This window comes from Alteromonas sp. ABM1_013 (genome assembly GCF_056160505.1).
Map to the genome: position 1 here is coordinate 104280 of NZ_JBSWXH010000003.1, position 21466 is coordinate 125745.

Annotated in this window: 19 protein-coding genes; 11 read left to right on the plus strand and 8 right to left on the minus strand. The window is 44.1% G+C overall.

What is annotated here, in order from left to right; genetic code table 11:
- Positions 1-26 precede the first annotated feature (26 nt).
- Positions 27-893, minus strand: coding sequence for a 4-(cytidine 5'-diphospho)-2-C-methyl-D-erythritol kinase (gene ispE, locus ACXAGK_RS08910; RefSeq protein ID WP_474855739.1), 867 nt, complete (start codon positions 891-893; stop codon positions 27-29).
- Positions 893-1519, minus strand: a complete 627-nt coding sequence (gene lolB / locus ACXAGK_RS08915) for a lipoprotein insertase outer membrane protein LolB (protein ID WP_474855741.1) — start codon at positions 1517-1519, stop codon at positions 893-895. The genes ispE and lolB overlap by 1 nt, the downstream gene beginning before the upstream one ends.
- Before the next feature lie 131 nt (positions 1520-1650).
- Here lolB and hemA point away from each other — a divergent pair, with 131 nt between their 5' ends.
- The 6 genes from hemA (at position 1651) to kdsA (ending at position 8198) form a co-directional block, all read left to right on the plus strand.
- On the plus strand, positions 1651-2925 hold the full coding sequence (gene hemA / locus ACXAGK_RS08920; RefSeq protein ID WP_474855742.1) for a glutamyl-tRNA reductase: 1275 nt from the start codon (positions 1651-1653) through the stop codon (positions 2923-2925).
- A 15-nt stretch (positions 2926-2940) separates the two neighbouring features.
- Positions 2941-4026, plus strand: coding sequence for a peptide chain release factor 1 (prfA, locus tag ACXAGK_RS08925; RefSeq protein ID WP_474830967.1), 1086 nt, complete (start codon positions 2941-2943; stop codon positions 4024-4026).
- A gap of 36 nt (positions 4027-4062) precedes the next feature.
- Positions 4063-4902 (plus strand): peptide chain release factor N(5)-glutamine methyltransferase, encoded by an 840-nt coding sequence (gene prmC / locus ACXAGK_RS08930; protein WP_474855744.1) that lies wholly within the window; start codon positions 4063-4065, stop codon positions 4900-4902.
- 157 nt (positions 4903-5059) lie between these two features.
- Positions 5060-6625, plus strand: coding sequence for a DUF3369 domain-containing protein (locus ACXAGK_RS08935; protein WP_474855746.1), 1566 nt, complete (start codon positions 5060-5062; stop codon positions 6623-6625).
- Between the two features lie 326 nt (positions 6626-6951).
- Positions 6952-7323, plus strand: coding sequence for a SirB2 family protein (locus ACXAGK_RS08940; RefSeq protein ID WP_474855748.1), 372 nt, complete (start codon positions 6952-6954; stop codon positions 7321-7323).
- 20 nt (positions 7324-7343) lie between these two features.
- On the plus strand, positions 7344-8198 hold the full coding sequence (kdsA, locus tag ACXAGK_RS08945) for a 3-deoxy-8-phosphooctulonate synthase (RefSeq protein ID WP_474855750.1): 855 nt from the start codon (positions 7344-7346) through the stop codon (positions 8196-8198).
- A 61-nt stretch (positions 8199-8259) separates the two neighbouring features.
- Here the strand turns inward: kdsA and ACXAGK_RS08950 are convergent, their stop codons facing one another.
- Positions 8260-8538 carry a hypothetical protein gene (locus ACXAGK_RS08950; protein WP_474855752.1) on the minus strand — a complete coding sequence of 93 codons (279 nt, stop codon included), beginning with the start codon at positions 8536-8538 and terminating at the stop codon, positions 8260-8262.
- A gap of 216 nt (positions 8539-8754) precedes the next feature.
- Between ACXAGK_RS08950 and ACXAGK_RS08955 the strand changes: the two genes are divergently transcribed.
- From ACXAGK_RS08955 to fusA, 5 genes are all read left to right on the plus strand, one after another.
- On the plus strand, positions 8755-9657 hold the full coding sequence (locus tag ACXAGK_RS08955) for a transcriptional regulator GcvA (protein WP_474807609.1): 903 nt from the start codon (positions 8755-8757) through the stop codon (positions 9655-9657).
- A gap of 1 nt (position 9658) precedes the next feature.
- Entirely contained in the window at positions 9659-10378 is a 720-nt protein-coding gene (locus ACXAGK_RS08960) for an alpha/beta family hydrolase (protein ID WP_474855754.1), read from the plus strand.
- 42 nt (positions 10379-10420) lie between these two features.
- Positions 10421-10933: a DUF423 domain-containing protein gene (locus tag ACXAGK_RS08965; RefSeq protein ID WP_474855756.1), complete on the plus strand. Its 513-nt coding sequence runs from the start codon at positions 10421-10423 to the stop codon at positions 10931-10933.
- Positions 10926-12023, plus strand: a complete 1098-nt coding sequence (gene rlmM / locus ACXAGK_RS08970) for a 23S rRNA (cytidine(2498)-2'-O)-methyltransferase RlmM (protein WP_474855757.1) — start codon at positions 10926-10928, stop codon at positions 12021-12023. The genes ACXAGK_RS08965 and rlmM overlap by 8 nt, the downstream gene beginning before the upstream one ends.
- 183 nt (positions 12024-12206) lie before the next feature.
- Positions 12207-14294, plus strand: a complete 2088-nt coding sequence (gene fusA / locus ACXAGK_RS08975; protein ID WP_474807604.1) for an elongation factor G — start codon at positions 12207-12209, stop codon at positions 14292-14294.
- A gap of 103 nt (positions 14295-14397) precedes the next feature.
- Here the strand turns inward: fusA and cynS are convergent, their stop codons facing one another.
- The 5 genes from cynS to ACXAGK_RS09000 form a co-directional block, all read right to left on the minus strand.
- On the minus strand, positions 14398-14847 hold the full coding sequence (gene cynS / locus ACXAGK_RS08980) for a cyanase (protein WP_474807602.1): 450 nt from the start codon (positions 14845-14847) through the stop codon (positions 14398-14400).
- Between the two features lie 17 nt (positions 14848-14864).
- A complete protein-coding gene (locus tag ACXAGK_RS08985; RefSeq protein ID WP_474855760.1) occupies positions 14865-16742 on the minus strand; it encodes a bifunctional protein-serine/threonine kinase/phosphatase in 1878 nt (625 codons plus the stop codon).
- Positions 16743-16871: 129 nt separating this feature from the next.
- The gene (locus tag ACXAGK_RS08990; protein ID WP_179982984.1) at positions 16872-17720 is read right to left on the minus strand and encodes a formate/nitrite transporter family protein; all 849 of its coding nucleotides are present in this window, start codon (positions 17718-17720) and stop codon (positions 16872-16874) included.
- Positions 17721-18214: 494 nt separating this feature from the next.
- Entirely contained in the window at positions 18215-20281 is a 2067-nt protein-coding gene (locus tag ACXAGK_RS08995) for a transglutaminase TgpA family protein (protein ID WP_474855762.1), read from the minus strand.
- A complete protein-coding gene (locus tag ACXAGK_RS09000; RefSeq protein WP_474855764.1) occupies positions 20278-21462 on the minus strand; it encodes a DUF58 domain-containing protein in 1185 nt (394 codons plus the stop codon). The genes ACXAGK_RS08995 and ACXAGK_RS09000 overlap by 4 nt, the downstream gene beginning before the upstream one ends.
- Positions 21463-21466: the final 4 nt, after the last annotated feature.

Here is a 21466-nt window from a genome sequence, read left to right on the forward strand (position 1 = left end):
AGTTCTTGTCCGATGTGGCGTACACGCTATCTTTGTTGTTCTAATTTGTCTAATAGTGGTGAGCGATTCACACCTTTTGCGACAAAACTCTGCCAAGCTTCAGGCATTTGAGCCCTAACTTGTTCGGCTAAAGTGTAGTCAGAAAAAGTGGCAAACACGCATGCACCTGTGCCCGTCATTCGCGACGGTGCGTAGTGTACCAACCACTGTAATAATTTTGCAACTTCAGGATAGCGATTCGCGACTAATTGCTGACAATCATTCCAAGTTTTTTCAAATTTATAGTCTTCCCAACGCATCGCTGGTGTATTTCTGGGCAAATCGGGCGAAGTAAACACCTCAGCGGTACTTACGTGAACATTTGGGTTTGCGACAAGAAAGTACTGTTCTTTTTGAGGAGCTGGCGTTATCTCTTCTCCAACGCCTCCTGCAAATGCGGTTAGACCTCGCACAAAAATAGGTACGTCAGCGCCTAAACTTAACCCTAACTCGGCTAGTTCGTTTTCGCTCAGCCCTGTATTCCATAAATGATTAAGCGCGACAAGGGTTGTTGCTGCATTCGATGAGCCGCCTCCAATGCCGCCACCCATGGGTAGCCGTTTATCAATCGAAATAACAGCACCTTTATTGCACTTAGTTTTTGTTGCCAGCAATCGCGCTGCTTTTACAATTAAATTGTCATCGTCTGGCACACCATCAAGAGGTGTCTCCATGCGAATCGCCGTATCACTTGTGCTTACGTCAAAGGCGAGAGCATCCCCGTAATCCAGCATTTGGAATAAACTTTGAAGCTGATGGTAGCCGTTGTCGTATCGACCTAAAATGTGTAAGAACAGGTTAAGTTTAGCGGGGGAAGGCCACCAATCCTTTTGTTGAGAAACAGATGAGTTCACTACAGAGTCCACTGATAAATTTTAATTTTAAGCTGAGTTTTAGGCTGGTTCGGGGTTTTATCTTGGGTAAGCGTTATGCTGTGAGGCAACCATACAGATGCTCCATCTTCTAGCTCAACACTACCATAGTTGCCGTAAGCAACTTGCCAATTGCGGCAACCTTGGCAATAGCTTTCCAAGGTATTAACCAAACCTTTTTCAGTTAGGGTGAATTTGTCACCGTCCAGGGGTAAGCCTTTTACCCAAGACAATAGCGATTCTACCGGAATTATCATTCCCGTAATCTGATAAATAAGAGGCTCTGGCAGGGCATCTACATAGGTTTCGCCTTCAGCCTCCAATACTGACTGGTTTTTGTTCACGTTTAGATTAACTAGACTTACTCCTAAGAAATTAGTTAATCGAAAATCGAAATCGCCGGAATCGTTTTTCCAGACTACATTAAGACTCGCCGCTTCTTTTCCTTGGCGAAAAGCAATTTTCCCACGCATTTGCCACTGGTGAACTTCAGCTACCTTTTCGAGTTGAGCCGTGAGGTTTACCGCGTTTTGTGGGCCTTTCGGAGCAGTCGTACATGCACTTAATAAAAAGCAAATGGCAAATAATAAGGAAAATAAGCGAATCATTAAGGCAACATACCCGTATAAAAATAAAACACATTTAGTTGTGACATTATGGGAACACAGTTTCACCAACACTTTCAATCATTTTGCGTTTTTCGTACAATGCCGCTCCGACGTTGCCAGCACAGATTTTAATGACTTTACTCGCCCTCGGTATTAACCACAAAACAGCACCAGTAGCACTTCGCGAAAAAGTGGCTTTTACACCAGATTCTCTGGTGGAAGCGCTTGCGAGTTTAAAAAAGCTGGATGGCATAGATGAGTCTGTCATTGTATCCACCTGTAACCGCACTGAACTTTACGTCAATACCCAGGATGATACGGGCCAAAAGCTTCTACAATGGTTAAGTGACTTTCATCATTTAGACGTAGAAGAGATTGCCAGCAATAGCTATGTGCTCGCGCAAGATGAAGCAGTAAAGCACATTATGCGAGTAGCCAGCGGCCTTGATTCACTCATCTTAGGCGAGCCTCAGATATTAGGGCAGGTGAAGCAGGCGTTTGTTGATGCAAAACATTCAGGTATGGTGAGCAGCGAATTTGACAAGCTGTTTCAACATACCTTTTCAGTGGCGAAGCGCGTTCGCAGTGAAACTGATATAGGGGCGAACGCAGTTAGCGTAGCCTATGCAGCAGTGCAACTTGCCAAGCATATTTTCGCTGAATTACCAAAGCGCTCAGTGCTACTAGTAGGCGCTGGTGAAACTATTGAATTAGTTGCACAGCACTTGAAAGAGCAGGGGGTAAGCTGCTTAGCCGTTGCAAACAGAACAGTGGCTAGAGCAGAAGCCTTAGCCGAAACGCTGGATGCCAGCGTGTTTACCTTGTCGCAAGTACCAGAGCACTTAAAAGATTTTGATATCGTGATAAGCTCTACTGCTAGCCAACTGCCCTTAATTGGCAAAGGCATGGTGGAAAAAGCGCTTAAACAGCGCAGAAACATGCCTATGTTTTTGGTCGATTTGGCAGTACCGCGAGATATAGAGTCAGAAGTAAACGAGCTAGGTGATGCCTATCTTTATACTGTCGATGACTTACAACACATTGTTCAAAAGAATTTAGAAAACCGCGAGCAAGCTGCAAAAGAAGCGGAAAAGCTTATCGACAAGCAAGCTGGCGACTATATGACATGGAAACAGTCGCAGCAATCCATAGATTTAGTAAGACAGTATCGCCAGAAAGGCATGGCGCAGCGTGACGATATTGTGGAAAAAGCCAAAGCGCAATTAGCGGAAGGTAAGAATGCCGAAGCGGTATTAGAAGAAATGGCGTATAAACTAACCAATACGCTGTTGCATTCAACAACCCTAGCGTTACGCGAAGCTGCCATGCACGATGACCCGGCGTTAAGCCGTTGGATGGGACAGGCATTAGATTTATCTGACTTTTCGTCAGACAATAATAAATAAGGTAATAAGAAGCATATGAAAGAGTCGGTAGTTAGGAAACTCGAACACTTAGTCGAGCGTTTCGAAGAAGTTCAGGCGTTACTCGGCGACCCTGAAGTTATCGGCGATCAGGATAAGTTTCGCAACTTGTCAAAAGAGTTTAGTCAGCTAGAAGATGTAGTGGCAGGCTTTAATGCCTATCAGCAAGCGCAAGAAAACTTAAGCTCAGCACAGGAAATGCTGAACGAAGACGATGCTGAAATGCGTGAAATGGCACAAGAAGAGATGAAAGAAGCTAAGGCAGAAATTGAGCGCCTTGAAACTGAGCTTCAGGTATTACTTCTGCCAAAAGATCCTAACGATGACAACAACTGCTTCTTAGAAATTCGCGCAGGTGCGGGTGGTGACGAAGCGGCAATTTTTGCAGGCGATTTATTCCGTATGTATAGCCGTTACGCAGAAAGCCGCGGTTGGCGTGTTGAGTTGGTGAATGCCAACGAAAGTGAACATGGCGGCTATAAAGAGGTGGTTGCTAACGTGAGTGGCGATGGTGTTTACGGCGTGCTCAAGTTCGAGTCGGGTGGTCACCGCGTACAACGTGTACCAGAAACCGAATCACAAGGTCGTATTCACACGTCAGCGTGTACTGTTGCAGTATTGCCTGAAATCCCTGAGTCTGAAGCTATCGAAATCAACCCGGCTGAGCTTCGTATTGATACCTTCCGCGCATCGGGTGCAGGTGGTCAGCACGTTAACAAAACTGACTCTGCTATTCGTATTACTCACTTGCCAACAGGCTTGGTTGTAGAGTGTCAGGACGAACGTTCACAGCACAAAAACCGTGCTAAGGCTATGTCAGTACTTCAAGCGCGTTTAAATCAAATTGAAGAAGAAAAGCGCGCGGCTGAAGAAGCTTCTACCCGTAAGAGCTTAGTAGGTAGTGGTGACCGCTCAGAGCGTATTCGTACTTACAACTTTCCGCAAGGTCGCGTTACCGATCATCGTATCAACCTGACTATCTATCGCTTAGATGAAGTAATAGAAGGGGATCTAAAACAGCTCGTCGATCCGATTTTGCAAGAACATCAGGCTGACTTGTTAGCCTCGCTTTCTGACGAGTAAATTCGTCTTGCAGCAAAAATAGCGTTAAAAAAGATAATGCGCATAGATAGCGCCCTAGCATGGGCTGTTAAACAACTAGAGGGTGGTGAGTCACCCTCTGTTGATGCCAAAGTGATATTGGCAAATATTCTAGGCAAGTCTCAAACTTACCTTTTCACATGGCCAGATAAAACCTTGGATGACACTGAGCAGGCGCAATTTATAGCTGCAGTGGAAAAAAGAAAACGGGGTGAGCCTGTTGCTTATATTATCGGCAAGCGCGATTTCTGGACTCTATCACTATTTACCTCGCCGGATACGTTAATACCGCGTCCTGATACTGAAGTGCTGGTTGAGCAGGTGCTCAACTGGGCCAATGAATATCTATCTCATCCTCTATCAATCTGCGACTTAGGAACAGGCACGGGCGCTATTGCTCTGGCGTTAGCAAGCGAATTATCTGAATCATCAGTAACTGGTGTGGACTTCCAGCAGGGAGCGGTAAAACTTGCTACTCGCAATGCACAAGCTAACAACTTAACTAATGCCCGCTTCGTGCAAAGTGACTGGTTTAGTGCACTCAATGGCCAAACCTTCGACATTATTGTCTCAAACCCGCCTTATATCGAAGAAGCCAGCCCATACCTTGATGAAGGCGACGTGCGTTTTGAACCGAAAACCGCCTTAACCTCGGGCCATGATGGCTTAAACGATATAAAACACATCATTAAGAATGCGCCTGAATACCTCAACAAAGGGGCTTTATTAGCCTTTGAACACGGTTTCGATCAAGGAAATGCGGTAAATAAACTGCTCACCAATGCAGGCTTTGTTAAGGTTAAAACAGTCAAAGATTTCGGTAACAACGACCGCGTGACGCTAGGTCAGTGGTGTTAGCTTTTCAATTACTTTGACCTCGCTTAAAATTGGCCGTAACTATTGCTGATTAATTGCTAACTTGCTTATATCTGGTTTTGCATTAGTATTTGTGTAGCATCAAAGAAAACTAAAAAGCGCTAAGCTAAACAACCTCTTACACTACAGGACGTACCAGATGAATGATGACTTTCTTTTCGCAGAAGACGACGATGAAAATGAAGTGGATGATCTGGGTAGCTGGAAAGTACTTATCGTTGATGATGAACCTGAAGTGCACGCCGTTACCAAGCTGGCGCTAAATGACTTTAGCTTAAATGGTAAAACATTAGAGTTCGTCAGTGCCTATAGCGGTGAAGAAGCCAAATCTATTTTTAAAACCCATGACGATATAGCAGTTGTGTTATTAGATGTAGTCATGGAAACCGATGATGCCGGCCTTCAAGTGGCAGACTACATTCGCAACGAACTCGATAATCACTTCACTCGCATTATTTTACGCACCGGTCAACCCGGCCAAGCTCCAGAAAAAGATGTCATCATTAACTACGACATCAATGACTATAAATCTAAAACCGAACTAACTGCACAAAAACTATTCACTGTTATTATTGCTGCACTGCGCTCTTATCGCGATATTATTGTTATAGAAGAAAACAGGTGCGGGCTAGAAAAGATCATTGATGCATCTGTTGATTTGTTTTCTTCACGTTCTCTCGAAAAATTCATGCAGGGCATCATCCAACAGCTGGCCTCGATTTTAGGCTGCTCGAAAGATGCCGCCTATATCACTACTGCGGTTGCCACTACATCGCGAACAATCAATACAAACAATAGTCAGTTGGGCAAAGACGAACTGTATGTATTTGCAGGGAATGGTGAATACGCCAGCAAAGAAGGCGTGCCGCTAAAAGAGGCGATTAGTGCAGAAGAATATGCACTATGTGCACAGGCAATGCGCGATAAACAGATTGTATATGCAGAAGATCACGTGGTGGCTTACTGTAACAGTAAAACTCACGACGGTGCATTGTTGTATTTGTCGGGCTTGCCCAGAAGAATTGGTGATAATGATCGACATTTGGTAAAACGCTTTTCAGATAGTGTGCAGCTGGCGTTCGATAACGTACTAAAAACCGTTGATGTTGAAGCAACGCAGAAAGAAATTATTGAACGTTTAGGCCGCGCTTTAGAGCATGAATCAAATGCGTCAAAACATCTAACGAGAATGGTTGAGATGGCGCAACTACTGGCAGAAAAAGCAGGGCTTAGTGAACAGGAAGTTGATACTCTGCGCCTTGCTATACCGTTGCATGATATTGGTACCTCTATTGTGCCTAAAGCTATTTTGCAAAAAACAACGTCTTTAACCGAAGAAGAGGTTTTTAAAATACGCCAGCATGCAGAGTTTGGGTATCAAATTTTGCAAGACTCAAGCCGCCCAACGGTTCAGCTTGCCGCCATGTTAGCAAAACAGCATCACGAGCGTTGGGATGGGACAGGTTATCCCGATGGGCTTAAGGGCGAAGAAATAGATATTAAAAGCCGTATTGCCACATTGGTAGATGTGTTTGATGCGCTAATAAACTCGCGACCCTACAAGCCAGCATGGGCAGTTGATAAGGTCGAAGCTGTATTGAAAGAGGAAAGTGGTAAGCACTTCGACCCTGGCCTGGTTCAAATTATGCTGACTGAGCTCCCAGCATTTATAGCGATACAAGCTCAATATCCTGACGCGAAGTGATGCATTTCCCCGTTATTTACGTATTGTAATACGTTACAATAGACGCCTTTAAACAGGCGCCATAAAAATAAGGCAGGAGTAAGCAAATGCATCTGCCTTAAAGATGACAGCTCGTACTTTAAGACGTGAGGCTAAGGCAATTGCATATTGCCTTAGCTCTTGTAGTGAAATACTTATAGCAAAATACCTTAAAGAGAATGACCTCAACTTAGTTGTCTTTCACAGGGTTATTGATTTTGATATTAAAGATCAAGCAATGCCCAATTAGCACATGTGGTAGAGTAACGAGCAGCAGGCTCATCATCTAATAAAAACAGGAACACACTATGTATATGATGGCAAAACACCTTCATTTAACCGCCGTTGGCTTAAGCATTTTATTTTTTGTCTTTCGGTTTATTTGGAGCCAATTCGACGCAACAGCATTAAGCAAGAAGTGGGTTAAAATCCTCCCTCATATGATTGATACCGTGCTGTTAGCCAGTGCTATTTGGCTATGCTTCATCTTATCTCAATATCCCATTGTCAATGCATGGCTTACATTCAAAGTTATCGGCGTAGTGTTGTACATTGTGTTTGGATTATTTGCCTTGAAAAAAGCCAAAACAACCCTGGGCAAATGGAGCTTTTTCGTAGCAGCGCTTGTTGTGCTTATGGCAACAGCAATGGTTGCTGTAACCAAACAACCTCTTTTTTAAGATTTAATTGGAAATAAATAATGTCTGAATCTAAACAGATAATTAATGTAGGTAACGTCGAGGCTGCCAATCATTTACCTTTTGTACTGTTCGGCGGGATGAACGTACTTGAGTCTCGCGACCTTGCGATGCGCATTGCCGAGCACTACCTTGAAGTAACACAAAAGCTCAATATCCCTTACGTTTTTAAAGCCTCGTTTGATAAAGCTAACCGTTCATCTGTAACCTCGTACCGCGGCCCTGGTATGGAAGAAGGCTTACGTATTTTTGAAGAGATTAAGTCGACTTTTAACGTTCCTCTTATCACTGATGTACACGAACCGCACCAAGCGGCACCTGTAGCAGAAGTGGTTGATGTTATTCAGTTACCTGCTTTTCTGGCGCGTCAGACTGACCTTGTGGTTGCAATGGCAAAAACAGGTGCCGTAATAAATGTTAAGAAGCCTCAGTTCTTAGCGCCTCACGAAATGCGCCATATTATTGGAAAGCTAGGTGAAGCGGGCAACGATAAGGTTATTCTTTGTGAACGCGGCAGTTGTTTTGGCTACAACAACCTTGTTGTAGATATGCTTGGTATGGACGCAATGAAAGAATATGCGCCAGTGATATTTGATGCGACTCACGCGCTACAGATGCCTGGCGGTCGTGCAACGTCTGCCGATGGTCGACGAGCGCAAGCTGCTCAACTAGCAAGAAGCGGTATGGCGTTGGGCTTAGCGGGCTTGTTCATTGAAGCACACCCTAATCCTGATGAAGCACTTTGTGATGGGCCTTGTGCACTGCCGTTGGCAAAATTAGAGCCTTATTTACAGCAGATGAAAGCATTAGACGAACTAGTGAAAGGTTTTGACGCGTTAGATACCAGTAATACCTAAGCAGATGTTGATGGCGTATGCCGGTGCAAGCACCGGCATGCGTATCAGGTGTGTGAGTAGCTTATTCCGCTTCAGAAACGTTTATGCGCTCTTCACCTTTTGCCATTGCTAATAAGTTTTTGTGAAGCTGAACTTGCGTCTCTTCAGCTAAAATTGCCTTTGATTGCTTCTTAACAACAATGTGAGCATCGTTTTCTGGCAAGACTTCAGCCATTTTTACACTGGTCATTGCCGTGTTGATTAACGATTGTAGATTGATCTTTTCTGGTTGTGCGTTAGCATTTGCAGCAGCGCTTACGAAAGCCATAACAGAAACGCTAGCTAAGAGTAATTTTTTCATTTTCACACCTAATAAAAATAATTAAAAAATTGTTGATTAATGTTAAAATGTTTAACATTTAATCATCATAATGTACTGAAATTTAATGGTCTTTCTTAATTTCGGGTAAATTATAATCAGCGTGTGGTGAAAAATAAAACGAGTAAAAGTATGGGTTATCATTAGAAAAACTAATGAATTTGTCATGCTTCGGTCACACTGGATTCAAAACAAACTATGCACCGACGGTTACCCCCTCTTAATGCCCTCAAATCGTTTGAAGCGGCTGCGCGCCATTTGAGCTTTACTAAGGCTGCCGATGAGCTGTTTGTTACTCAAGCAGCAGTAAGTCATCAAATAAAAGCGCTTGAAGATTTCTTATCTATGAAGCTGTTTTTAAGAAGAAATAGAACTTTGCTTCTCACCGAGGAGGGGCAGGCCTATTTCCTAGAGTTGAAAGATATCTTTAAAAACTTACAGGACGCGACAGAAAGATTGCTTGCGAAGGGAAGTAAAGGTGCCATTACAGTCGCAATGCCGCCGAGCTTTGCAAGCCAATGGTTGGTACCCCGTATTCATAAATTTAGTTTGGCACACCCAGATATTGACGTACGCATAAAAGCAGTAGATTTCGACGAAGGTTTCTTAGAAGACGATGTGGACGTTGCCATATATTACGGTAAAGGCCGCTGGGCAGGGCTACAGGCTGATCAGCTGCACCGAGAGTTTTTAACGCCGCTATGTTCACCTATGCTTTTTCAAGGACCTAAGCCTTTATCTAGCTTGTCTGACTTACGACACCACGTGTTGCTTCACGACTTAAGCCGTACTGCGTGGAAAAACTGGCTAAAGCATGTAGGTGTTGTTGGCGTGAATGTGAATCATGGTCCGGTTTTTAGCCATTCTATGTTGGTATTGCAAGCGGCTGCGTTAGGACAAGGTATCGCGTTGGGCAATACCATACTCGCTAGGCCTGAAATTGAAGCCGGTCGTCTTGTGATGCCGTTCGAAGAACGGGTAGAGAGTCGCGACGCATTTTATTTGGTTTGTGAGGAATCACAGGCTGAATTAGGAAAAATTGCAGCGTTTAGAGACTGGATCTTAGCGCTGGTTGAAGCCGAACAAGAGGATTTGTTGTAGTATGGCTAAATTAAAAGAAGGCAATTCACAAACCAATATAGAAGCTAAAGCAAAGGATGTTGCTTTTGATATAGAAGCGCACGCTGCCAAATCACCTGTTGCATGCTTAATACTTGGGCACGGCGCTGGTGCCGGTAAGGAGCATGAGTTCATGCAAGACATGGCAAACGAACTTGTTGCTCAAAACATATCTACGGTGCTCTTCAATTTCCCTTATATGCAAACCATTAAGGCTACTGGTAAGCGCAGACCTCCTGATAAGGCCGACAAACTCATGTCACACTTTACTGCGGTAATTGAAACCTGCAGCAAGGATAACAATGCCTTACATAACTTGCCTGTGTTCATCGGCGGGAAGTCCATGGGCGGGCGTATGGCCACCATGGTGTACGAAGGTATAAGTAATGTAAAAGGCGCGATAGCGCTGGGTTACCCATTTCACCCACCGGGCAAGCCGGAGAAAACCCGTACAGAACACTTGCTAACAGCAGCGAAACCTTTGCTTATCATCCAAGGGGAAAGAGATACCTTTGGTACTAAAAATGAGATTGAAAGTGGTGAAAAGAACTACACGCTACCATCAACTATTGAGTGCGTATTTTTAGAAGACGGTGACCACAGCTTCAAACCAAGAAAGGCCAGTGGTAAAACCCAACAAGAGCATATTGTTAAAGCTGCTGAATTAACTGCGGCGTTCATAACCCGCAATCTGTCCAGTTGATAAATAAAACAACATTTGAAATGAAAGCGAACGATTAAAATAATGAGTAACGAAAAACTTAAGCTTACTAGCCTTGCTAAACCTTATCTTGTCATTGGAGTGGCGCTTGCAGGCTTAGCGGTTGTGCTAGGCGCGTTTGGCGCACATGGTTTAAAAAGTGTATTAAGTGCACAGCAACTCAATACATTTGAAATAGGTGTGCGCTACCAAATGTATCACGCGTTAGCTTTGATACTGTTGCCTGCTCTGTCTGCTTATGTTTCATCGAAGTGGGTTAATCGCGCGGCGTTTTGTTTTGTTACCGGTACGGTATTGTTTAGCGGAAGTTTATACGCGCTCGCCATCAGCGGTATTAAATGGTTTGGTCCAGTTACCCCATTAGGCGGTCTATTCTTTATCGCTGGGTGGACTTTATTAATGATTGGTTTGCTTGTGGGGCGGTCTAAAGAGAACGAAAGCGCACAGCAAAACTTATCTGATTTAGACCGGACAAATGCTAAACACATGGCGCAAGCCGAAACAAACGATAAAAACAGAGGAGCAGGTAATGTCTAATGCTAGTATTTTAGGCTATTGCCGACCGGGGTATGAAAATGACACGGCGAATGAACTCACGTCGAAATATGGTGAAGCGCAGTGCTACGGTTACCCTGTGTCTAAGAAGAATAGTGGCTTTGTGCACTACCATTTATACGATGCTTCGCAATTAGAGCAAACCATTACGCAGTTTACTGTTCACGACAGCATCTTTCCTCGCCAGCTAGTGGCCGTTTTTACCACGTTAACTGAAGTGGAAAAAGAAGATAGAGTGGGGCAGGTACTTGAAGCACTAAAAGAAGTAGAAAAGCCGTTCTCTATATTTGGTGCTATCGACGTGGAGTACTCAGATACCGAGGATGGGAAAACCCTCGCTAAGTTTTGCCGTAAATTTACCGTACCCCTTCGCCAAGCGCTAAGAAAGGCGGGGTGGCTCACTGCAAAAGAAAATTTAGGTAAACCTAAGCTGCATATTTTCTTTGAGTCATTTGAAATTTGTCATATTGGCTATACATTACCTAGCCACGCAAGTCGTGATCATCTCGGTATCTGCCGATTGAAATTTCCAAGTGATGCACCTAGCCGGTCTACCCTTAAACTCGAAGATGCTCTTGTAAACATGCTGAGCGACACTCAGCAAACGAAAGTACTTCGAAGCGGTGGTCGTGCGGTTGACTTAGGGGCGTGCCCTGGCGGCTGGACCTATCAATTGGTGAAGCGCGGCATGTATGTGGAAGCTATCGATAATGGACTTGTAGCCGATAGTTTAATGAGTACCGGGTTGGTTGAACATCACGCAGCAGACGGGTTTACTTATCGACCACAATTTGGTCGCGTCGATCTGCTTGTCTGTGATATGATAGAACAACCCGATAGAGTAGCGAAATTGATGGGGGATTGGCTGGTCAAGCACTGGGCGACCCACGCCATTTTTAACTTAAAGCTACCTATGAAACAACGCTATGAAACTGTAGTCGAAGCCATGGCGTTGCTAAATAGCCGTTTAAATGCCTTAGATGATGCATTCGCGGTTAAGGTTAGGCATCTCTACCACGACAGAGATGAAGTTACAGTAACAATTGTTCGCACTTCAGCTGATGAGGTGTGATTTTGTTATTTTTCAAAAAAGTGTCATAACATATTAAGTTGTTGATACTTATAGAAAAGAATTGATGCTGGCGCGGATTTTGACAAGCGAATTTGAGGTTTATGCTAAAAAAGGTGTAAATCTGGTATAGAAATCCTTTATAATCCAGCCGTTTTTTTACTCTGAACCAATGAAAGTGAACTAATGTCAGACTTATCTTTATACAGAAACATTGGTATTTTCGCCCACGTAGACGCGGGTAAAACTACCACAACAGAACGTATCTTGAAGCTTACTGGTAAAATCCATAAAACTGGTGAGGTTCACGATGGTGAATCAACAACTGACTTCATGGAGCAGGAAGCTGAGCGTGGTATTACCATCCAGTCAGCGGCAACAACCTGTTTCTGGAAAGATCATCGCATGAACATCATCGATACTCCGGGACACGTTGACTTTACAGTTGAAGTATATCGTTCACTTAAAGTACTAGACGGCGGTATCGGTGTATTCTGTGGTTCTGGCGGTGTTGAACCTCAGTCAGAAACTAACTGGCGTTATGCTAACGAATCTGGCGTTGCACGCTGTATTTTCGTTAACAAGCTAGACCGTATGGGTGCAGACTTCTACCGTGTTGTTGGCCAAGTTAAGAAAGTACTTGCTGCTAACCCACTAGTAATGACACTTCCAATCGGTATCGAAGACGAGTTTACAGGTGTTGTAAACCTTCTAGACATGAAAGCGTACATCTGGGACGACTCAGGCCTACCTGAGAACTACGAAGTAGTAGATATCCCAGAAGATATGGTTGAGAAAGCTAACGAATACCGTGAGCAACTAATCGAGACTGCAGTTGAGCAAGACGACGACCTAATGATGGCTTACATGGATGGCGAAGAGCCGTCTCTAGAAGACATCAAGCGTTGTATCCGTAAAGGTACTCGTGACCTAGCGTTCTTCCCAACTTACTGTGGTTCTGCATTTAAGAACAAAGGTATTCAGCTAGTTCTTGACGCGGTTATCGACTTCCTACCTTCTCCAACAGAAGTAGACCCTCAGCCTCTTACAGATGAAGAGACTGGTGAACCTACTGGTGAAGTAGCAACAGTATCTGTTGACGAGCCGTTCCGTGCGCTTGCGTTCAAAATTATGGACGACCGCTTCGGTGCGCTTACGTTTATCCGTATTTACTCTGGTGTACTTAACAAGGGTGACACTGTCCTAAACAGTGCTACAGGTAAAACTGAGCGTATCGGCCGTATGGTTGAGATGCACGCTGATGAGCGTACTGAACTTACTTCTGCACAAGCGGGTGACATCCTAGCTGTTGTTGGTATGAAGAACGTTCAAACTGGCCACACACTTTGTGATCCTAAGAATGCTTGTACACTAGAGCCAATGATCTTCCCTGAGCCAGTAATCTCGATTGCTGTTAAGCCAAAAGACAAAGGCGCTAACGAAAAGATGTCTATCGCTATCGGTAAGCTAGTAGCAGAAGATCCATCTTTCCAAGTTGAAACTGACGAAGATTCAGGCGAAACCATCCTTAAAGGTATGGGTGAGCTTCACCTAGACATCAAAGTAGACATCTTGAAGCGTACTTACGGCGTTGAGCTAGAAGTTGGTCAGCCACAGGTTGCATACCGTGAAACTATCACGCTACCTGTTGAAGACAGCTACACGCACAAGAAGCAGTCTGGTGGTTCTGGTCAGTTCGGTAAGATTGATTACCGCATCAAGCCAGGCGAAACTAACTCTGGCTTCAAGTTCACTTCTACTGTTGTGGGCGGTAACGTACCTAAAGAATTCTTCCCTGCAATCGAAAAAGGTTTCGCAGGTATGATGGAAGTAGGTCCTCTAGCTGGGTACCCAGTACTAGACGTTGAAGTTGAGCTATACGACGGTGGTTTCCACGCAGTTGACTCATCAGCAATCGCGTTCGAAATTGCAGCGAAAGGTGCATTCCGTCAGTCAATGCCAAAAGCAGGTCCTCAGATTCTTGAGCCTGTGATGAAAGTTGACGTATTCAGCCCAGAAGACAACGTTGGTGACGTAATCGGTGACCTTAACCGTCGTCGTGGTATGATCAAAGACCAAGAAGCTGGCGCTACTGGTGTTCGCATCAAGGCTGACGTACCTCTATCTGAGATGTTTGGTTACATCGGTCACCTACGTACTATTACATCTGGTCGTGGTCAGTTCTCTATGGAATTCAGCCACTACTCAGCATGTCCTCAGAACGTAGCTGACAAAGTAATTGAAGAAGCGAAAGCACGTAAAGACGCTAAGTAATTAGCCTTTGCGAACGTTAGCTAACTTGTGTTAGCTAACGCTTCAAGAAATACTAAAAAGCCGGTCGTATGACCGGCTTTTTTTATATCTATAGCACTGCGATTTAATACATTTTATATGGCAGAAACTTCCCTGACATCACTACGCTAACGCGGTCGCCTTTAGGGTCGCTCTCACGCTGTAAATCCATTGAGAAATCAATGGCGCTCATAATACCGTCGCCAAACTCTTCATGAATAAGTTCTTTTAAGGTAGTGCCATATACATTTACGAGTTCATACCAGCGATAAATAAGCGGGTCGGTAGGCACTTCTGTGGGTAATGACCCTTTATAAGGTACGATTTGAAGCCAAGCAATGGCTTCGTCGGTAAGTTCAAGTAATTCGCCTACCGCTTCTGCTTGTTGCTTTGTCATGGCCATCTGGCCTAAGCATGCAGCTGTACTCCACTCTTTAGACTGACCTACAACCTCAGCAATTTGGCTCCATTTTATGCCTTTTAAAATCTTAGCTGATTGAATCATGTCGGTAACTTGTGTTCTTGATGTAATCATTAGTATTTCCTCTACGGTTAATTAAACAAAATGAGCGTTACTAGGTTGCAAACAATAAGGGCCAGTATTAATGCTTTGTAGACAAAAAGCGGGTGGCGCTTTACTAAGGGCTGATAAGTTGTGTGCTCAGAAGGATTTGGGTAGCGCAGCGAGTGAATAAACTCTGAAAGCGAAGAGTAGCGTTTGTCAGGGTTTATGTGTAAAGCACGTTTGAGCGCACTATCAACCCAAGAAGGTATTGGACGTTTAGGATCTAGCGCGGTCTCATACTTCAGCTTTTTTTGTTCAGCAAAAGTGCGACAGTGGGCAAGCTTGGCATGGTAGGGATAACGACCACATAAAAGGTAGTAAGTGAGTACGGCTAAGGAAAATAAATCGGAGCGCTCGCTGCCTACATTTCCTAAAAAGTATTCTGGTGCTGCAAAGAGCGCTGCACCAGGAATAGGTGAATCGCTATAAAGACTTGGTGCATCTTTTAATGCTGCTGAACCAAGGTCAATAAGGATACAGTGGCCCTGTTCGCTGATAATTATATTATCAGGGCGTATATCCCTATGAAGAATGCCCTGGCGATGCATTGCCTGTAACCCTTTACCGACCTGCTCAATGATGTTTCTAATTTGCTCTAACGTAGGCGTAGGGTTATCAATAGACCATTGTGCCAAGGTCTGCCCTTGCACATAGCTACTCACGCTATAAAAGGCTGTGGGCGTGTTTTGATAACCCAAGTTCATAAAAGTGGGGCTTTTTACAATATGGGGTGAATCAACCCGCCTTAAAAACCAATTCTCTATTAGAAAACCGTTTAGCATTTCAGGTGATTGAGAAAAATCAGTGGCTGGTGTTTTGATGACAACGGTATTATTTGGGTTTGAAACCGGTGAAGTGTGTCGCGTGGCGATAAACACATGGCTTCGCGCAGAGGTATAAAGCTGTCGCTCTAGTTTAAAGCCATCTATTTCATCACCAGTTTTAAGTTCGGCAAACGCTAACTCGCCGGTAGCCTCTAATGCTAAATTACCCCTGCTATAACCGGCAGCATTAGATACGTCGTGACAGTTGCTATCTATATCTGCAACGGCCGAGATCAGGCTTTGTTCACCATCAATATCACCACTACCATTAACATCACCGAACTCGACTTTTATAAGCAGAAGGGTGAGGTTATCATCGCTTCCATTGTTAAACGCCTCGTGTACAACTAAAGCAGCTTGGTTTTCAGATAGCGTAAAGGTGTTATTTATTTTATTGAGTATGCCCGGCAGCGCGACGAATTCATAAACGCCGTCGGTACTTATCGCAATGGTACTTGGTGAGGTTAACGTTAATGAAGTATGGTCAATATCGATGTTTGCTTTCACGCCCAACGCATTAGCAAGGTAAGTTTGTGAAGGTTCACTATCTGATGCTTGTCGATGAGGACGAGTTAGCAATATAGGGTCTTTAGCGTCGCTTGTAACGACCTGAATTTGGCTATCTCCAACGTGAAATACGTCTAGGTGATTGCCTGTTACGATTGCTACCGAAAGTGTGCACACATAGCCTTTTTCGGGAGTGTAGCAAAAAGCGCTTTTCTGCGTTCGGGTATAAAGCAGCGCATTAATTTCTTTGATAATAGTTTCGGCGCGGGTTTTAACCGACCATTGTTCAGGCGCTATGCTAAACAGCTTAATAAACTGACGGGTAGCAAAATCGCTAGCAACCTGGCTTACCGTGCTACTGCTGACACCGTCAGCAACCACAAAAATACTACTTTGATTTAACTCATCAGAAGATACATGGTAGGTGTAAGCATCCTGGTTTATCTCTTTCACGCCAGGTGTTGAAAAAGCACTTACTGAAAGTGTGCAAGGTAGCGAGTAGTTCGATGTTTGTAGCGCTGCTTGCTGATTCATATTCAATGGCTTGTTACCCAACTTTCGAGTTATTGGTCTATCGACTTACTTTTAAATAGGAAAGAATGTTGCCATCACGACTTAATACAAAGGTTCATGTCGTGATGGCGGTTTGGCTAAATAGCCTGATTAGATAGGTAGCGTTTGAGATGCCGCTGCTTTATCAACAGGGATTGTACGCTTTGGCAATGTCTTAACGTGGGTGGTATAAAGCGTTAGGCCAGTAAAAGCTAAACCGCCTACCAAGTTGCCTAGTGCTGTTGGAATTTCATTCCAAATGAAGTAATCCATTACAGAGAAATCACCGCCCATGATAAGACCAAATGGGAAAAGGAACATATTTACCACAGAGTGTTCAAAACCCATGAAGAAGAACAGCATGATGGGCATCCACATAGCCAACACCTTACCGCTTACGTGGGTTGAGATCATCGCTCCTACAACACCTAGTGACACCATCCAGTTACATAGCATGCCGCGGATGAAAATGGTGAACCAGCCGGCTGCGCCATGCTCTGCATAGCCTAACGTACGGGCTTCGCCAATACTGGCAACCTTGGTCGCAATCGCGCCGCCATCTACGTTGTATCCCATGGTAAAAATAAACGACATCATAAAGGCAACGGTCAGAGCACCGCCGAAGTTACCTAAAAAGACTAAGCCCCAGTTTCGTAATATCTGTTTTGGCGTAACTCCTGGACGCTGAGCAAGCCATGCTAGCGGCGTTAATACAAACACGCCGGTTAAAAGGTCGAAACCCATCAGGTAAAGCATACAAAAACCAACTGGGAACAGCACGGCCCCTAGCAGGAAAATGCCAGTTTGAACGGCTATGGTAATTGCAAAAACGGCAGCGAGTGCCAAGATTGCACCTGCCATATAAGCGCGTATTAGAGTATCTCGTGTAGACATATAAATCTTTGCTTCGCCTGCATCTACCATTTTGGTCGCAAACTCAGCGGGGAGAAGATAAGCCATGGTTTCACCTCACGTTGTCGTTATTAATAAGTTGCCAGTTGCCATCCGAAAGTTAGCCATCTACATGCGCTCTTGCAGATCAAAAAAAGGCGTCCGCAGCACTCTCGTTAAAGAGAACTGGGGACGCCTTTGTCCAAAAAATGTGCATTGTAGTAGCTATCAGATGAAATTTTTTAAAACGCTTTATATGTGCACGCCTTTGTACACTAAAGTTCTTAAGCAATAATACATTGCAGCCATCGCTTCGAACTTTTTACTATCTATGGTTTTAAAACAACAAAAGAGTAGCCAAAAAAGTGCCAATAGATGAAAAATTAGCAATGGTTTTGAAAAAATAATATAAAACAAGATGTTAATGTTGTTTTTCAGGCAGGGTGAAAAGTGACCTCGGTGAAAATATCAGCCATTTGCACTAAAAAGGTGGGTTCGTGAATGTTTAAGGTGCAATGTCGCTATCTATTTCACAAGCACACTAACGCTTTTAGCTAAGTTCTTTATTTGAGTGACTGTTTGAGTGTTTTTAATTGAAGCTTCATGGCTACATGTCTATCAGAACCTTGATCCCTCTTTGCATAATGCTCATGTTCAAATTGCTCACACAGTTGTTTAAAGGCCTTAGCTGCATGCGGGGATAAAAAAGCGCTGGTTTCATTGATATAGGCTGATAAGGTTTTATTATCTCTATGTACCCCTGTTTTTGTTTCAACAAGCGTTATCGCTTTTAGCAATATGCGATACGAAGGCGACAAATGTTCCTTTTGTTTTTTAGGTAAAAAGTATAGCGCTAATATGAGCCCAATTAGCACAAGCGCCGATAAAAATACTGCACGCATTTTTTGCGGAGTCAGCGCGCCTAATAGCTCCTCGAGCATATTGGTCTGGGCTGCATTATCAAAGCCCAGCACCCACTTGCTCCACGAATAGTCAAGTTGCTGAAACCAGCTTTGCAAGGTTGTAAAAAATGCAGAATTGCCAAATTCACTTAGTATGGTTGTTTCCCGTGACTCTCCTAATTCTTCTAATGCGTGTTCAAGCCCGAAAGATAATCGAGACGGCGCGACCATGCTGGTGGGGTCGAAACGTATCCACTTTCCGTCAATTAAGGCTTCTACCCAGGCGTGGGCATCGTATTGCCTTACTTGAAGGACGTTATCACTCAGTGCGCTGCCACCTTGGTAGCCGGTTACCATTCTAGCAGGCACGCCAGCTGCGCGAAGCACGTACACCATAGCGCCAGCATAGTGAGCACAAAAGCCGGCCCGTTGTTCAAATAAAAAGCTGTCTACAGGGTCCACGGGCATAGCGTTTGGGGAAAGAGTATAGCGGAAGCCCCCTTGATTGAATTCACGCATTACTGCATTAACGAGCTCTTGCGCATTGCTGTATTGATTAGCTAGCGTTTGTCCCCAAGCCCTAGCTTCGGGGTTGCCATTTGTTGAAACTTGCAAATTTAGTTGCGCTTCAAAGTTTCCTATTCCGTTTATGAACGGTGCGTTTGGAAAGTAGCGTAAATAAAAGGCTTTTTTACTGGATATGGGCGTGCCGGCGCGCAAGGTGTAATCAAATAGCGTGCTGACAGCAATACTGTTCTTAAGGTTATTAGGCAATGAAGGTTCTAGTGCGAATAGCCACCTTTGTTGAGTAGGCTCTACAATCAATTCATAGTCAGTTACAAGGGGCAACTCTTTTTCTGCTAGATTCGATAGAGGCGTTGACCTTCCCATGGAAGCTAACTGTTGCTCGGCCCGTTTGCGTTTATCACTAATAGACCAGGTTTTTCCATCAAAATGCTCGAGTGTCATTGCACGCCAGTATCTAAAAGGCGCATCGGGGACCTCCTCTTCACTATTGAAGGTTGCACTAAAAGCGAGTTCAGATGAGCTAGCAAGTGATGCTATATCCCCAGGTGTTACTGTATCAGAAAGCCCGGTTTCTGTAGATTTTGATGTGGGCATTTGCCAAAGGGGTGGAAGCTGAGGCAACAGCAAAAATAAAAGTAGCGCAATGGGAAAAGCTTGAACAACAAGTACACTGACGAATTTAAAGCTTTTCGCTATAGAAACACCAGCACCGTGATAAATGGCCGTTGCGACGAGCAATAATGTTAATATAGCTGTATAGCCTATCCATGCAAATACACTCAGTGACGAAATAAACCCGCAGCCGATTAAGAATAAGCAGGTACATATTAGTAGATGAAAGTCTCGCTTATTCTTAACGAGCATGATTTTTAGGGCGCACGCAATAGTCAACAAATTGATCATGCTATCAAGAAGACCTACTGAGAACCCGAACCAAGACAAAGCAAATACGGCAAGTAAAGCAAGCAAATTCACCGTACGTGAAGTAGGTAAGCTATGCAATGTGCTAAGGCCTGCGATTCTCACCACCACAGCACACCCGCTAAGCATCAATACCCAAATCATTAAAGGTGAGGTAAGCGTAGAGAGTATTAGGGAAAAGGCTGCGCAAAGTAGAAGAACAGCCACAGGCTGGGGTTGGCTAAATACGTTTTTTAAAACTGCTAATTGTGAAAACTGGCTAGAAGTAAGGATGTTCATCTTAAAGGCCTTATCTTCTTCTTTTGCTTGGAAGCTAAAGAAACGGGCCTGTTTATGGTTGAGCTGAACGACGAAGTATTATGGTTTGTGTTACTTACAGGTGCTAAACAAGCAAGTGCGCTAAGGCATTCATGTATGTGCTCAGCTCCATGGTCAGGCGCAATATTTAGCCCTTTGAACTGTACACCGAACCCGCGTTCCGCACTCGCCCAAGAGCCCGCATTTGTCCAAGAAAGAATGGCATGAGTAAGTGCTGAAACAGCAGTTTCTAAATCTGTATTCGACGGTATCGAAAATATATAGCTGTCGCTTTGCAGAGAAGTAAAAGATTTAGAAACCCAATTTCCATTTTTAGCTACATGCTTCCACGATACCCGGTTAAGTGGCTGTCCAACTTCATAATCCTTCAAAGCGTAAAAGTCTTCACTACTGCTTGGGGCGCTCAATTCACTGACACTTTCTGATTCATTTGTATTTGCAATCTTATCGATAGTGATAGGGCCTTCTGCAGGCTTAGCATACACAACAACTTGCTGGTCAAAATCAAGGTGAGTCCAGCATTTATAAAGCCCAAGAGGAAAGTCGCAGGCGATGGTCATTCGCCCCAAAATAAACTGCCCCCGCTTTGGTATTTGCAAAGGTACCCTGAGGCTTTGTCGTTGATCTTTGTTTGAGCCTGGATGTTTATTTAACGCAAAGCTAAAGCTTCGCTCTAAAAATGCTGATGTGTCGCCATCAGCTGTCTTTTGAGTGTGCGTATCTGCTGTGCGTACTACATTCAGCCATTTTACCGACAGTACGCCATTGCAGGCTCTCGTTGGTGTGTTCTTATGAGGGATGATCTGAAGGTGCATTTCACCGTCTACGTTGCAGTGAAATGAGTCGGGCGGAAGCGCTTTAAGTGCTAAACGGGCAAAGTTTTGATGAGTGTAAAATAACGTGAGCAGCATAATGCTTAAGCACAAATAGCTAAGCAGTAACATCAAGTTGTTTTGATAGTTGGTCCCAAGTAAAAACAAGCACAGTAACAAAATAATAAACGACCAGCCAAACCCACTTGGTAGTATAAAAATACTGTTCAAGTTTAGGTGATGTTCGGGGGAAGCCGGAACACGCTTATCCAGCCACTTCAGTAGTCGATGTTTGAAGTAATTTGATAAGGAGGCTGGCACTTTACGCACGTGT

Bases quoted from the DNA above. Each gene is read 5' to 3' on its own strand.
- lolB (WP_474855741.1), bottom strand. From the start codon at position 1,519: ATGATTCGCTTATTTTCCTTATTATTTGCCATTTGCTTTTTATTAAGT.
- hemA (WP_474855742.1), top strand. From the start codon at position 1,651: ATGACTTTACTCGCCCTCGGTATTAACCACAAAACAGCACCAGTAGCA.
- prfA (WP_474830967.1), top strand. From the start codon at position 2,941: ATGAAAGAGTCGGTAGTTAGGAAACTCGAACACTTAGTCGAGCGTTTC.
- prmC (WP_474855744.1), top strand. From the start codon at position 4,063: ATGCGCATAGATAGCGCCCTAGCATGGGCTGTTAAACAACTAGAGGGT.
- ACXAGK_RS08935 (WP_474855746.1), top strand. From the start codon at position 5,060: ATGAATGATGACTTTCTTTTCGCAGAAGACGACGATGAAAATGAAGTG.
- ACXAGK_RS08940 (WP_474855748.1), top strand. From the start codon at position 6,952: ATGTATATGATGGCAAAACACCTTCATTTAACCGCCGTTGGCTTAAGC.
- kdsA (WP_474855750.1), top strand. From the start codon at position 7,344: ATGTCTGAATCTAAACAGATAATTAATGTAGGTAACGTCGAGGCTGCC.
- ACXAGK_RS08950 (WP_474855752.1), bottom strand. From the start codon at position 8,538: ATGAAAAAATTACTCTTAGCTAGCGTTTCTGTTATGGCTTTCGTAAGC.
- ACXAGK_RS08955 (WP_474807609.1), top strand. From the start codon at position 8,755: ATGCACCGACGGTTACCCCCTCTTAATGCCCTCAAATCGTTTGAAGCG.
- ACXAGK_RS08960 (WP_474855754.1), top strand. From the start codon at position 9,659: ATGGCTAAATTAAAAGAAGGCAATTCACAAACCAATATAGAAGCTAAA.
- ACXAGK_RS08965 (WP_474855756.1), top strand. From the start codon at position 10,421: ATGAGTAACGAAAAACTTAAGCTTACTAGCCTTGCTAAACCTTATCTT.
- rlmM (WP_474855757.1), top strand. From the start codon at position 10,926: ATGTCTAATGCTAGTATTTTAGGCTATTGCCGACCGGGGTATGAAAAT.
- fusA (WP_474807604.1), top strand. From the start codon at position 12,207: ATGTCAGACTTATCTTTATACAGAAACATTGGTATTTTCGCCCACGTA.
- cynS (WP_474807602.1), bottom strand. From the start codon at position 14,847: ATGATTACATCAAGAACACAAGTTACCGACATGATTCAATCAGCTAAG.
- ACXAGK_RS08985 (WP_474855760.1), bottom strand. From the start codon at position 16,742: ATGAATCAGCAAGCAGCGCTACAAACATCGAACTACTCGCTACCTTGC.
- ACXAGK_RS08990 (WP_179982984.1), bottom strand. From the start codon at position 17,720: ATGGCTTATCTTCTCCCCGCTGAGTTTGCGACCAAAATGGTAGATGCA.
- ACXAGK_RS08995 (WP_474855762.1), bottom strand. From the start codon at position 20,281: ATGAACATCCTTACTTCTAGCCAGTTTTCACAATTAGCAGTTTTAAAA.